The organism is Polaribacter sp. Z014 (assembly GCF_023555435.1).
GTDB lineage: Bacteria > Bacteroidota > Bacteroidia > Flavobacteriales > Flavobacteriaceae > Polaribacter.
This window is the reverse complement of the sequence record NZ_JALCZP010000038.1, coordinates 1-13676: the sequence shown is the minus strand read 5'-3', so window position 1 is coordinate 13676 and position 13676 is coordinate 1. Positions and strand designations below refer to the sequence as shown.

Here is a 13676-nt window from a genome sequence, read left to right as displayed (position 1 = left end):
AGACTTTTTTTGCTCCCTCTCTAGGACTCGAACCTAGGACCCTCTGATTAACAGTCAGATGCTCTAACCAACTGAGCTAAGAAGGAGTTTGCGACGCATAAATGCGTTTTGCGAGTGCAAATATACACCCTTTTTTAACATCTCCAAACATTTTTAAAAAAAAGATTAAAAAAAAACAAGAAAAAGTATTTTGTATTATTATTGTTAAATAAATACACGTTTAATACAAAATTTGTATTTTTGATTCTGCATTACATACTTTAAAAAAGTAGAAACTATAATATGGATAAATTTTCGTTTTTAAACGCAGCACACACAGGCTTTATAGCTGATTTATATGATAAGTATTTAATAAACCCAGATGCCGTAGAACCAAGCTGGAGAAGCTTCTTTCAGGGATATGATTTAGCTAATGAGAATTATTCTTTAAAAGAGGAAGAAGAAGAAGTTTCATCAGAAATACCTCAAGAAGTTCGTAAAGAATTCTTTGTTGTAGATTTAATTAATGGCTACAGAACACGTGGTCACTTATTTACAAAAACAAATCCGGTTAGAGACAGAAGACAATATTCACCTACTTTAGATATCGAAAATTTTGGACTTTCCGAAATCGATTTAGAGACAGAGTTCTCTGCTGGTGAAGTTTTAGGCTTGGGTAAAGCAACACTTTCTGAAATTATAAAAAACTTACAACGTATTTATTGTAATTCTATTGGTGTAGAATACATGTATATGCGTAACCCTGAAAAATTAAAATGGTGGCATGAACGTTTTAACAAAAACGACAACCACCCAAGCTATTCTATAGAGGCTAAAAAATATATTTTAGGTAAATTAAACCAAGCAGTAACGTTTGAGAGTTTTTTACAAACTAAATACGTAGGTCAAAAACGCTTTTCTTTAGAAGGAGGAGAAACCTTAATTCCGGGAATGAGCGTTATCTTAAGAGATGCCGCGGAAATATACGGCGTAAAGGAATGTGTGATAGGAATGGCGCATAGAGGTCGTTTAAACACCTTAGTAAATATCTTTAAAAAACCTGTTAGAGATTTATTTAGTGAATTTGAAGGGAAAGATTTCGAAGATGAAGATATCGATGGAGATGTAAAATACCATTTAGGTTTAACTTTAAGTAAAACCTATAGAGATGGTAACGAAATTAAAATGAATCTAGTTCCTAATCCATCTCACTTAGAAACGGTAGCCGCCGTAGCAGAGGGAATTACAAGAGCTAAGATTGATAGAAAGTACGATGGTGATGAAAGTAAAATATTGCCAATTATAATTCACGGTGATGCTGCAATTGCAGGTCAAGGTATTGCGTATGAGGTAACTCAAATGGCAAAATTAAATGGTTATAAAACAGGTGGAACAATCCATATTGTTGTAAATAACCAAATTGGTTTTACAACCAATTATTTAGATGCACGTTCTAGTACATACTGTACAGATGTTGCAAAAGTAACTTTATCACCAGTATTACATGTGAATGCAGATGATACAGAAGCTGTTTGTCATGCAATGGAAATGGCATTAGAGTTTAGAATGAAGTTTAAACAAGATATTTTCATCGACTTATTAGGCTACAGAAAATATGGCCATAATGAAGGTGACGAACCTCGTTTTACACAACCAAAACTATATAAAGCAATCTCTAAACATAAAAATCCAAAAGATATTTATGCAGCACAATTGCTAGCTGAAGGTACAATAGATAATTCTTATTTAAAAGAAATTACTACTGAGTTTAAACAAATGCTTGAAAGAGAATTTGATGAAGCTAAAAAAGTAGAAAAATCTATTGTTAGAGAATTTATGCAATCTACCTGGGAAGGGTTTGAACGCCAAGATTTATCTGCAATGTTACTTACGGATGATACAAAATATGACGAAGTAAAATTAAAAGAAATTGCAAAAGTAGTTTCTACAGTTCCGGAAGGAGCAAACTTTGTTAGAAAAGCAGAACGTATTTTAGCCGGAAGAGCAAAAATGGCTTTTGAAACTAATAAATTAGACTGGGGAATGGCAGAAACGCTTGCCTACGGAACTTTAATGGAAGAAGGTTATAACGTAAGAATTTCTGGACAAGATGTAGAAAGAGGTACATTTTCTCACAGACACGCTATCTTACGTGATGAAATTACAGAAGAACGTATCAACTTACTAAATACAAACCCAAATAATAAAGGACAGATGACGATTTACAACTCGTTATTATCTGAATACGGTGTGCTTGGTTTTGATTATGGTTATGCCATGGCTAACCCAAACTGCTTAACTATCTGGGAAGCGCAGTTTGGAGATTTCTCTAATGGAGCACAAATAATGTTTGACCAGTATATTTCTGCTGCCGAAGATAAATGGAAATTACAAAACGGAATTGTTGTTTTATTACCTCATGGTTATGAAGGACAAGGTTCTGAACATTCATCAGCAAGGATAGAACGTTACTTACAATTATGTGCTGTAGATAATATGACTGTTGCCAATTGTACAACTCCTTCAAATTTCTACCATTTATTACGTCGACACATGAAACGTACGTATAGAAAACCTTTAGTTGTATTTACACCTAAAAGTTTATTACGTCATCCAAAAGCAGTGAGTACTATTCAAGAATTGGCAACTAATGATTTTCAAGAGGTAATAGATGATACAATAAACCCTAAAAAAGTAAAGAAATTAGTTTTCTGTATGGGTAAATTCTATTATGATTTATTGGAAGAAAGAGAAAATTTAGATAGAGATGATATTGCTTTGGTAAGGATTGAGCAGTTGTTTCCTTTACATTTAGAGAAAATTCAGAAAGTAATTGATAGATACCCTAATATTGAAGAATATATTTGGGCACAAGAAGAACCTAGAAACATGGGAGCATGGAGTTATATGTTAGAACGTTTTGAGTTAGTCAAATTAACAGTTCGTTCTCGTAAATACTATGCAGTGCCTGCAGCTGGTTCTAGTACAAGATTTAAAAAACGTCATAAAGCTGTTATAGACAGTGTTTTTGACACTGAGTAAGTCGCGTTAAGGATTGAAATGACATCCTTTTTATTTTGACTGTAAAGGAAAAATAAAAAGATATAATGGAAAGCCTGTTAAAACGCCCAAATAAATAAAAGAAAATAAAAAATAATTAAATAGCGTACCGTATTAAGTTTGGTATTAATAAATTAAGAAAGCATGAGTGTTTTAGAAATGAAAGTTCCTTCTCCGGGAGAATCAATTACAGAAGTAGAAATTGCAACTTGGTTAGTTGAAGATGGTGATTATGTAGAAAAAGATCAACCTATTGCAGAAGTAGATTCTGACAAGGCAACCTTAGAATTGCCTGCTGAAGAAAGTGGAATTATTACTTTAAAAGCAGAGGAAGGCGATGCTGTAGCAGTTGGTGCAGTAGTTTGCTTAATTGATACAAGCGCAGCAAAACCAGAAGGAGATACACCTGCAAAAACAGAAGCCCCAAAAGAAGAAAAGAAAGTTGAAGTAAAAGAAGCGCCAAAAGCTGCTACTTATGCAACCGGAACAGCTTCTCCTGCGGCCAAAAAAGTTTTAGCTGAGAAAGGAATTGCTCCTTCTACTGTAAAAGGTAGTGGAAAAGATGGTAGAATTACCAAAGACGATGCTGTAAAAGCAGTACCTTCTATGGGAACGCAACCAGCTAGTGGTTCTAGAGGAACAGAGCGCAAAAAAATGTCTATGTTACGTAGAAAAGTTGCGGAACGTTTGGTAGCTGTAAAAAGTGAAACGGCTATGTTAACTACTTTTAACGAAGTAAACATGCAACCAATTTTTGATTTACGTACGGAGTATAAAGAAGCTTTTAAAGCAAGACACGGAGTTGGATTAGGCTTTATGTCTTTCTTTACTTTAGCAGTTGTTAGAGCTTTAAAATTATTCCCTGATGTAAACTCTATGATTGATGGAGATTACCAAATAAAGAACGATTTTCAAGATATTTCTATTGCAGTATCCGGACCAAAAGGTTTAATGGTTCCTGTAATTAGAAATGCAGAAAACTTATCTTTTAGAGGTGTAGAATCTGAAGTTAAACGTTTAGCTATTAGAGCAAGAGATGGACAAATTACTATTGATGAAATGACTGGTGGAACGTTTACAATTACCAATGGTGGTGTATTTGGTTCTATGTTGTCTACTCCTATTTTAAACCCCCCTCAGAGTGGAATTTTAGGAATGCACAACATTGTTAACAGACCAATGGCAGTAAATGGCGGAATTGTAATTCAACCAATTATGTATGTTGCTTTATCTTACGATCATAGAATTGTAGATGGTAGAGAATCTGTTGGTTTCTTAGTAGCCGTTAAAGAAGCTTTAGAAAACCCTATTGAATTATTGATGGATAACAATCCTTCAAAAGCTTTAGAAATGTAGTTTCCTTTTGAAACAAGATGAAATAAAGTCGAGCAATTTGACTTATTAGATATTGAAAACCTTTTTGAGAAATCAGAAAGGTTTTTTATTTAAAATAGTTTTCTATAATTGCCCTACTTCTATTAAAAAACATCTCTTTAAAGTTGTTATACAAAACAACTGTTTTAGGACATATAAAATAACTTATCAAACCCAAACTACATAGTAACACTAGAACAGCACCAACCTTACGTAAACCACCTATTTAAGCCATGTTATTATCTTAAATATAATGTTCTAAAGCCATTTTTGGTATAATATAGTTATGTGAACATAAAGTCTTTATATAACAAAAAAATCCGTTCAAAAATTTGAACGGATTTTATATTTTATATAAAAGGAAACTTAGTTACCTACGTATAGGTTTGATCTGTTATCCTCTACATCAGAAGCTTTTTTAAGAGCCTCGTACATTGTAAAAGTTTTTGCTTTTCTTGCCTCTGCAATACTTTTTCTAGCAACTTCATAATTAGGTAAAGTAGTTGGCAACTGTTTATTAGTTACTGCAAAAGCATACACACCTTTATTACCTTCAATGTTTTTGTATACTTTGTTTAATTCTGCATTAAACATTGCTCCTACTACTTTAGGCTCAGAACCTGCACCTGATAAAGTTGGACTTTTTAAATTAATACCGCTTGCATTTCTAACGTTTGTATTATTCTCTTTAGCAATATCCGCTAAAGTACTTCCATTAAATTTGTCTGCAATTAATTTTGCTTTCTTTTGGTTTATCAAAATAGGCTTAACAGTGTTTGTTGCCTTAGCTGCAGACATTAATCCTTTTTCTGTTTTAGCAGTAACAAAAGCAACTACATGACTTCCTTCTAAATCAAAACGTTTAAAATCTCCAGGTTTTGTATCCTTACCAAAAGCCCAAGAAATAATTTGTCTTTGATTACCTAAACCAGGAACATTCTCATCTAAAACTTTTAAACCAATAGCAGGTCTTGTTATATATTTATTTTCTTTTGCTATTTCAAAAAACTTTTTATCCTTTGATGTTGCTAAAGCAAACTGTTCTGCTTTTTGAAAAATCGCATTTTCAGTAGCTTCAGAAGCAATTATTTGTCTACTATAAGTTGCTAATTTTAATGCTTTCTGATTATTTTTTTGACCATCAATTCTAATAATATGGAAACCAAATGGTGTTTCTACAACTCCAATATCTCCTTTACTCCCTTCAAAAACAAAATCTCTAAACTTAGGAGTCATTCTATTATAAGTAAACCAACCTAAATCTCCTTCTTTTGCTCCTGAACCGATATCTGAAGATAACGTTTTAGCTAAATCTGCAAATTTATTTTTGTTTCTTTTTACTACCGTTAAAATACTATCTGCTAAAATTTTAGCTTCGTCTTGAGTTCTTGTAACATTTGGCGCAACTCTTTGAGCTCCAATAAATGGAATTAAAATATGACTTGCTCTAGCCGAGTCTGGCATATTAGTAACAGCAGTAATTTTTGATATTTTAAAATATCCTTGTTCTTTATATGGACCAAAAACATCTCCTTTTGTTCCTTTAAAAATTTCTGAAGCTACTGTTGCATTAATCTCTTTTTGAAATTTAAAATTATTATCAATACTTGTATCAGAATCATTTTCACTTAAAAACTCAGTATCATTTGTAGCGCTTTTAAAATCTTCAATTAATTCGGCAACACTAGCTTTAATATTGTTTTCATCTTCTAATGAAGCAGTAATATCAAACTTTACGTAAGATATATCTCTAGATTCATCTACTTTAAAGTTATTTGCATTTGCTTTGATATAAGATTCTATTTCTCCTTTAGATACGTTAATTAAACTATCTGCAATTGATGTATAAGGTACAAATACAAACTGAGAAGATAATTTTGTATTGTCTACAAAATACTGAGCTTCTCCTTCTTTTAAAGAAGCACCAAGACCTGCAGTAACTAAATTATTATATGTATTTCTCTCTCCATTATCTCTAATTTGAGTCATATAATTAGACCAAGCTCTCCACATATCTGGATTATTCTCTTTTGTGTCTGCTAAAAATTGCTTGAATTTTGCTTCATCAAATAAGCCTGCTGCATTTTGAAATTGAGGGTTATCTTTAACTGAAGGAGCATTAATTACTTCATTCCACACATCTGCTTCACCAACCGTAATTCCTGCTTCTGATAATTGATTTTGATAGATTTTTTTTCTAACAATATTATCCCAAACATTTTTAGATGCTTGCATTTCTGTAACACCATTTCCTACTTGTTGTTTATACGCTTCTAATTCTGCAGAAAACTCTTGTCTTGAGATAGACTCTCCATTTATTTCACCTACTTGATTTACTTTACTTGAATTGAAAAAATCACCTAAAGTAGATGGATCTAATACAAAAGCAAAAAGTGCTAAACCAATTATAATGATTAAGAACATTGAACGTTCTCTAATTTTTGATAAAATTGCCATACGAATTTATTTAATTTCAGTTTGCGAATATACGATTTGGGTTTTAATATTGCAACCGATTTTATACTTATTAGTAGTAACTAAATAGTTCTAAAAATAAAGAGACATTCTAAGCATCTTCATCTACTTTTTTTAAACGAACTTCTTCTATTTTAGCACTACTCATTTTTAAGATTTTAATCTCAAAATCTTCAATATCAACTACTTCATTTTCGGTTGGAATATTTTCTGTTTGTTCTATAATAAAACCTCCTAAAGTTTCATAAGCCTCAGATTTTGGTATATTTAAATTATATTCTTCATTTAAATAATCTACCTCTAATCTTGCCGAAAAGTTAAATTCAGTTTCAGATATTTTCTTTTCTAAAAATTCCTGACTATCATGTTCGTCTTCAATTTCCCCAAATAATTCTTCTACAATATCTTCTACAGTTATCATTCCAGATGTCCCACCATATTCATCAACCACAACAGCAACACTTTTTCGTTTTTTCATTAAACTATTTAGAATATTGTTGATCATCATAGATTCTGGCACAATCTCTACAGGTAATAAAATAGATTTAATAGTTTTTGGTTTTTTAAAGAGTTCAAAGGCATTTATATACCCTATTACATCATCTAAAGATGTTTTATAAACTAATACTTTAGACAAACCAGAATCTATAAAAATGTTTTTTAAATTGCTTACTTTTTCGTGTAATTCTACAGCAACAATTTCGGTTCTAGGAACCATAACCTCTCTTGCTTTTACATTATGAAAATCGAGTGCATTTTGAAAAATTTGAATCTCAGAATCTACTTCATCATCATTATTACCCGTTTCTAATTGTTCGGTAATATAATACCCCAATTCTTCTTTACTAAACTCCGTTTGTTGTTCTTCTGCATTTGTTTTAAAAAAAACACGAAGAAAAAAATCTGAAATCAAAGTAATCACTTCAGAAAAGAAGTGAAATAAAACATAAAAAATATAAGCTGGTAAAGCAAAAATCTTTAATACTTCATTGGCATAAATTCTAAAAATTGCTTTTGGTAAAAATTCTGCCGTAATTAATATAATTATTGTAGAAATAATAGTTTGTATAAGAAGGGTAGAAAATTCATTAAAAATATCATTAGGTAGAATGCTAATTAAGACTTCCCCCATGTAGTAACTATAAATTACTAAAGAAATATTATTACCAACTAGCATGGTAGTAATAAATTTTGATGGCTTTTGGGTAATTTTGTTAAGAAGTCTAGGAATAAAACCTTCTCTTTTTTTTTCTAACTCTATATGTAGTTTATTGGCGGATACAAATGCAATCTCCATTCCCGAAAAGAATGCGGAAAGAATAATTGAGATTAGTATAATTATGACTTCAATTTCCATCAAGAAATTTATAATCTATTGGTTTTGGTTATTTCTTGTTTCTACTTTTTTTCTAAAATGTCTTTTAAAGAAAAAAACTAAGGTAATAAAAATAGAAGCTCCAAGAAACAAATATGCTTTTTCTCTTTCCTCACTCCATCTAACAATGCCTTCTATTAAACATATTATAGCTACTACTAAATAGCCATATTGAAATATTTTCCAAACTGTATTCATTTTATTCTTTTTCTGAAGTTACTAACCTTCCTGTTGTTTTCTTAGCTAAATATTTGCTTAAATTTTCTTTACATTCAAAACCAACACCATAAATAGTATCTTTTAAAGTAGTTAATGTAAATGCTTTTTCAGAAAAAAAGTAATTAGTCTTTTGATCCCAAAACAATTGCTCTGTTTTTAATTTAGAGTGTTCTTTAGGGTTTACAACAACCACATTGCCCTTAATTTCAGAGATTAGCGTCTTTGAATATGACAAAGCATAATCGCCTGTAATGGTAACTGAATCCTTTCCTTCAAAATTTACAATTTCTATTCCTTTCGGAAATTCATTATAAGGGTGTTGTTTTCTATTACTAAAATCGTACAATAAAGGTGTTATTAATTTTGAAGTAATTCTACCTGAATCTTTATATACATGAAATGCATTTTTTGCGATACTAACTGGTAAGTTTTTAGACGCTAAAAAATCTCTAACTTCTTTGGTGTTGTTAGAGCAAGAAAAAAGCATTACTGTAACAAATAGTACAGCAATGCTTTTATATAATATTTTTTTATAATTATTCACAAAAGATTAATTAGGAACTCTTACAGTTTCTCCTATCCAACACTTTATTGTATAACTACTACCTGGATTTACACCTGCAGTAAAAATAACTTTTTTACTTGGTACATTTCCTCTATAACTTCTAATATATGAACTTGCCGTAGATGAAATACTTGGATCTACAGAGGCAGCTCTTTGCACTTGGTTTAAAGCAGCAACATATACCATTCTTTTTTCAAATTCATCACTACCACAATTATTTACACTAGAAGCATATAAACTTCCAATAAATAAATATGCTTTACCTAAATTAGGATTATAACTTAAAGCCTCTCTAGCTAAACTTCTAGCTTTACTTAACTGTCCTCTAGATTTAGCTGCATGTGCAAACTTTAATTTATATTTTGCTTTCTTTAAAGGGTCTGTTTCTAAATTAAATGATTTTTCTCTCATTGAATTTGCTCCAGTTGTATCTCCATTATCTTCTAAAACACTCGCTAAGAATGAATATGCTTCAGGAGAAGGAGATGCTTCTGCATAAGCTCTTACTAACTCTTGATATAAAGGATCTGATTCACAACCTTTGTTAAACATTCTAGAAACTGATCTTTTTAACCAAACAGCATTAGATCTATTTGCTTCAAAATCTCTTCTGTATAATGGCACTAATCTTTCACAGGTAGCAATTTCAGAAATAATAGCATCTAAACCACCTTCTACAGTACCCAATGCTTTAGAGTTAATAGTATAAGCTCTTTTTAAACTTTTATCTCTTTTATCTAAAACTTGTGTAGTATCTTGGTATTTTACTAATTTCTTAGCATAAACTTCTAATTTTTCACTTACAGATTCTAAAACATCATCATAAGTATCAAATACTTTTTGAGGGTTTGTATCTTTATTTCTATCTGTAACTCCCTGAAAATAAATATATAAGTTCTTTACGCCCATTTTAGTAGGATCTATACTATATCCTTTTTCTAAAATTGCAAAAACCTCATCATCAGAAGCTAATTTATTATCTAACAAATAAGTAGCATAATCACTATGTACTTTTGCAGGATTATCTGTTGGGTAATACTGAAGCCTTTGTTCGTAAACTCTTTTTGCTAAAACAGGATCTTTTCTAACATCTTCTGCTAAAGTTGATCCAAATTTATAAATGTTTACCGATAAATCTTTACAGTTATCCATTAAATAAGACCAATCTTTAAAAGCTTCTTCATACTTTTTTGATTGGAAATCTCCTTTAAAAAGATTGTATTTAATTGTACATTCTCTTTTTGCATCGTCTTGCGCATTTGTTTTTGCTGATGCTAATAATAACATTGCAGCTAGTAAAAACGTAATTTTCTTCATTTTGTTAGTTTTTTGTTAATCTATTTTTCTTTTCTGAAACCAATTAGTGTCTGTCAAAGATAAACTTAATCTAAAATTAAAATAATTTTCTTTAATTAAATTATTACTGGTTGTTCCTCTTTTACCAAATTCAAACCCCATATTTAGAGAGGATAATTGTTTCAATGGTAAACCTAAACCAAAAGATATGCCAAAGTCATCTACAGACGTATAATTTGTATGAGGAGAAGAACCATCCACCAATAAACCAGTCTTTTTAAAACGAACACCACCTCTATACGTAACTCTTTCCCAATAACTAGAAATCGAATTTATTTTAGGCAAATAATAACCACCTAAAGAAACTCTATTTGATTTACCATATTTATAAGCATTATTAGGTGTATTTAAAAAACCAGTAGTTTCTATTGCATCTTGATTTTCGTATTCTAAACCAACATACCATTTATCATCTTTCCCTAAACCTGCTCCCAAAATTGTTTTTAAAGGCAACTTATAATTTCCAGTTATACCATTTTGAGAAATAGTATCTCTACCAAATTCTGAACCAGAACCTGTAAAAGTAAGAGAGTATAAATAATCATCTCCAGTAACTTTTAAATCATTCCCCATTTTTAGAGTAGCTCCACCACTTAGAATCATCTTATTTTTAAGAGCCTTTTTATATTGTGCTCCAAGAGTTACAGAACCACCTCTAACAACGGTAGCTTCTTTATATTTAGTTGCTAAAGAAACACCTAACCTTTGACTCGTAATACTCTTATCTATACTTCCAAATTTATAATCTACTTCTATACCTAAAGATAATTCTTTATATACTTTTATACCGAAGCTAGAGTAAACTCTACTTACACCACCATCCCCAGAAAAAGCTGTATTCTCTATAATTACACCACTATCATCTAAAATAGAATTAGATAAAGAGTACCCTACAGAAGAAATCGGTTGTATACCAAAAGACATACCTGCTTTATGACCAAGAGGAAATGCCAATGTAAAATAACTTAAACTTGTAGAATTAGAAGACTGTGTTTCTCCTTTATTATCTATCGATAACTTATTATTTAACAAACCAAAAGAATACGTTGTATACCTTAAACTAGCATACGAAGCGGGATTTGTAAAGTTTAAATACTTATAATGGCTAAAGGCAACTCCAATGCCTCCCATTGCACTTTGTTCTACTGTAATTGGGTTAAATTCATCACCTATACCAAAAAAAGAATATGGCGAAGATCCTGTTCTTTGAGCCGTAATAGTTAAAGAACTTATTAGTAAAAAAACTAATAATATATGTCTAATCATTTGTCTATATTAAATATCAATATTCTATTTAATCCTTGAAGAAGAAAATTTTGATTGGCAAATATGCTACTTTTTAATTGCTTTGACAAGAATTTTGTGTCTCCTCCTGTTAAAACCACTGTTAAATCCATATATTTTTTTTTATATTGATTAATTATGCCTTCAATTTCTTGAATTACTCCATTTACAACTCCAGAATTCATACTCTCTTTTGTGTTGCGCCCTATAACGTTACTCATTTCTTCTTTTTCTAATAAAGGTAAGTTGGCTGTAAAATGATTCAACGAAAGAAACCTCATTTTTATTCCGGGAGAGATTGCACCTCCTAAATATTCCGATTGCTTATTAACAAAATCGAATGTAATACAAGTTCCTGCATCTATAATTAGTATATTTTTATTAGGAAATTCATTTACCGCACCAGCCACCAAAGCAATTCTATCAACTCCTAAAGTATTTGGCGTTTTATATAAATTAACAAAAGGAACATTTGTAGATGATGATAAAACCATTAAATGGACTAAATTTTGTAGTTTTTCTATCGTTGTTTCTGATATAAAACTAACCGAAGACAAAATTCCATGGCTAATTTTATATTTTTTTAAAATTTTTTTTATTTCTGATAAAAAATTTTTTCTATCAACAACAACCATATCAAAAATTGTATCATTCTCAAAAACAGCTACTTTTATCCTTGTATTGCCTGCATCAATTATTAAGTTCATCTTTAATTTTATATGAAAATCAAAAATACAATAGATTTTTTTAATTTTATACTTGCACAACTTAAAAAAGGTTGTATATTTGCCACCGCTAAGGCAAAGATGTTAATTTAACTTCTAAACCAATGGTACCTTAGCTCAGTTGGTAGAGCAAAGGACTGAAAATCCTTGTGTCCCTGGTTCGATTCCTGGAGGTACCACTTAAAAACCCTATAAACTCAATGTTTATAGGGTTTTTCTTTTTAGAACACTAAATAAAGTGCTAATAAAAAACATTTACTTGTTTAAAAACGATCAAGGAAAAATGTAGTTTTAAAAACAACCATAAAAGAACTAAATTAGTTTGTTTCTAAATCTTTAAAAAACTATTTTCGTTAACTTCTGATATAAAAGATTGAAACGATTTAATACCGTTAGAGTTAGCTTTAATGCAGTTAATAGAAAAAAAAGAGTTTATAAATGAAAAGAAATTAAATCAATAAAATAATTGCTATGTATTTTTCAGTTAAACTGTATTTTAATGGAATGAAATACTTAACTCAAAACATTAATATTCTATTTGAAAATTTAAATTCTTTTTTAATTTTTATAGGATTAGCAATTAGCTTTTCAACACTTCAAGACACAACTAAAACATCTCTTAATTTCGAGAAGAAAATATGGAAAAACCCAAGAAAGGGAAAAATTATAATAATTACGATTTCCTTGACTACTTTTTCGATATTAGCCTATGGGATTTTTGGTTTATCCATAATAAGTAATGAAAATCTTAAGGAATTATCTTTTGGAGCTATAACTTTAGGAATTGGACTTATTGGATTTTTGAAAACTGGAGTTGAAATTTTTGACAATCATAGAAAGGATCAAAATACGACAGACAAAAATGTATAACAATTTTATTTAATACCAAAACGAAATCTAAAATTAACTTATGGGAAAAAATAATATTTCTGAATTAACCAACGAACAACTATTAATTGAAAAAAAGAAATTAAAAAAGTCTGAATTTATAAGTGCTTTAATGATAGGATTTCTTACCAGTATAGTCGTGATAGGAATTGTTTCATCTATTATTTCAAAAAACACTATAGTGATCATTCCTTTACTATTTCCTATCTATTTTATTTATAAATTAATAAGTAATTCAAAAAAGAATAACGAGCTTAAAATAATATTAAAAGAACGAAATCTGGGATCAAGTCCAAAAGTTGTGGGATTCAGAAATTATGCATAAATATTTGAGAGTCTAAAAAGGAAAAATTTGATATTTCTAACACCTCTAAAT

At 30.2% G+C, this 13676-nt stretch carries 11 protein-coding genes and 2 tRNA genes; 5 read left to right on the top strand and 8 right to left on the bottom strand.

Annotated features, from left to right (window positions below):
- Nucleotides 1-12: 12 nt before the first annotated feature.
- Nucleotides 13-86: transfer RNA gene (locus MPF19_RS18370), tRNA-Asn, on the bottom strand.
- A 196-nt stretch (nt 87-282) separates the two neighbouring features.
- Between MPF19_RS18370 and MPF19_RS18365 the strand changes: the two genes are divergently transcribed.
- Nucleotides 283-3021: a 2-oxoglutarate dehydrogenase E1 component gene (locus tag MPF19_RS18365; RefSeq protein WP_249989743.1), complete on the top strand. Its 2739-nt coding sequence runs from the start codon at nt 283-285 to the stop codon at nt 3019-3021.
- 162 nt (nt 3022-3183) lie between these two features.
- Nucleotides 3184-4395 (top strand): 2-oxoglutarate dehydrogenase complex dihydrolipoyllysine-residue succinyltransferase, encoded by a 1212-nt coding sequence (gene odhB, locus MPF19_RS18360; protein ID WP_249989742.1) that lies wholly within the window; start codon nt 3184-3186, stop codon nt 4393-4395.
- Between the two features lie 384 nt (nt 4396-4779).
- On the opposite strand, the gene MPF19_RS18355 is transcribed toward odhB, so the two are convergent.
- The 7 genes from MPF19_RS18355 to MPF19_RS18325 form a co-directional block, all read right to left on the bottom strand.
- Nucleotides 4780-6870, bottom strand: a complete 2091-nt coding sequence (locus MPF19_RS18355; RefSeq protein ID WP_249989741.1) for a peptidylprolyl isomerase — start codon at nt 6868-6870, stop codon at nt 4780-4782.
- 109 nt (nt 6871-6979) lie between these two features.
- Nucleotides 6980-8245, bottom strand: coding sequence for a hemolysin family protein (locus tag MPF19_RS18350; RefSeq protein WP_203394132.1), 1266 nt, complete (start codon nt 8243-8245; stop codon nt 6980-6982).
- A gap of 15 nt (nt 8246-8260) precedes the next feature.
- Nucleotides 8261-8461 carry a hypothetical protein gene (locus MPF19_RS18345; RefSeq protein ID WP_203394133.1) on the bottom strand — a complete coding sequence of 67 codons (201 nt, stop codon included), beginning with the start codon at nt 8459-8461 and terminating at the stop codon, nt 8261-8263.
- Nucleotide 8462: 1 nt separating this feature from the next.
- The gene (lptC, locus tag MPF19_RS18340; RefSeq protein ID WP_203394134.1) at nt 8463-9026 is read right to left on the bottom strand and encodes an LPS export ABC transporter periplasmic protein LptC; all 564 of its coding nucleotides are present in this window, start codon (nt 9024-9026) and stop codon (nt 8463-8465) included.
- A 6-nt stretch (nt 9027-9032) separates the two neighbouring features.
- The gene (locus MPF19_RS18335) at nt 9033-10364 is read right to left on the bottom strand and encodes a tetratricopeptide repeat protein (protein ID WP_203394135.1); all 1332 of its coding nucleotides are present in this window, start codon (nt 10362-10364) and stop codon (nt 9033-9035) included.
- Between the two features lie 15 nt (nt 10365-10379).
- Complete coding sequence (gene bamG, locus MPF19_RS18330; RefSeq protein ID WP_203394136.1) at nt 10380-11669, bottom strand: BamG family beta-barrel-assembly machinery protein; 1290 nt, start codon at nt 11667-11669, stop codon at nt 10380-10382.
- Nucleotides 11666-12394, bottom strand: a complete 729-nt coding sequence (locus MPF19_RS18325) for a type III pantothenate kinase (RefSeq protein ID WP_249989740.1) — start codon at nt 12392-12394, stop codon at nt 11666-11668. The genes bamG and MPF19_RS18325 overlap by 4 nt, the downstream gene beginning before the upstream one ends.
- A gap of 124 nt (nt 12395-12518) precedes the next feature.
- On the opposite strand from MPF19_RS18325, the gene MPF19_RS18320 reads away from it, so the two are divergent.
- From MPF19_RS18320 to MPF19_RS18310, 3 genes are all read left to right on the top strand, one after another.
- Nucleotides 12519-12591, top strand: a tRNA-Phe gene (locus MPF19_RS18320).
- 325 nt (nt 12592-12916) lie between these two features.
- Complete coding sequence (locus MPF19_RS18315; RefSeq protein WP_249989739.1) at nt 12917-13282, top strand: hypothetical protein; 366 nt, start codon at nt 12917-12919, stop codon at nt 13280-13282.
- A gap of 40 nt (nt 13283-13322) precedes the next feature.
- A complete protein-coding gene (locus tag MPF19_RS18310) occupies nt 13323-13625 on the top strand; it encodes a hypothetical protein (protein ID WP_249989738.1) in 303 nt (100 codons plus the stop codon).
- Nucleotides 13626-13676: the final 51 nt, after the last annotated feature.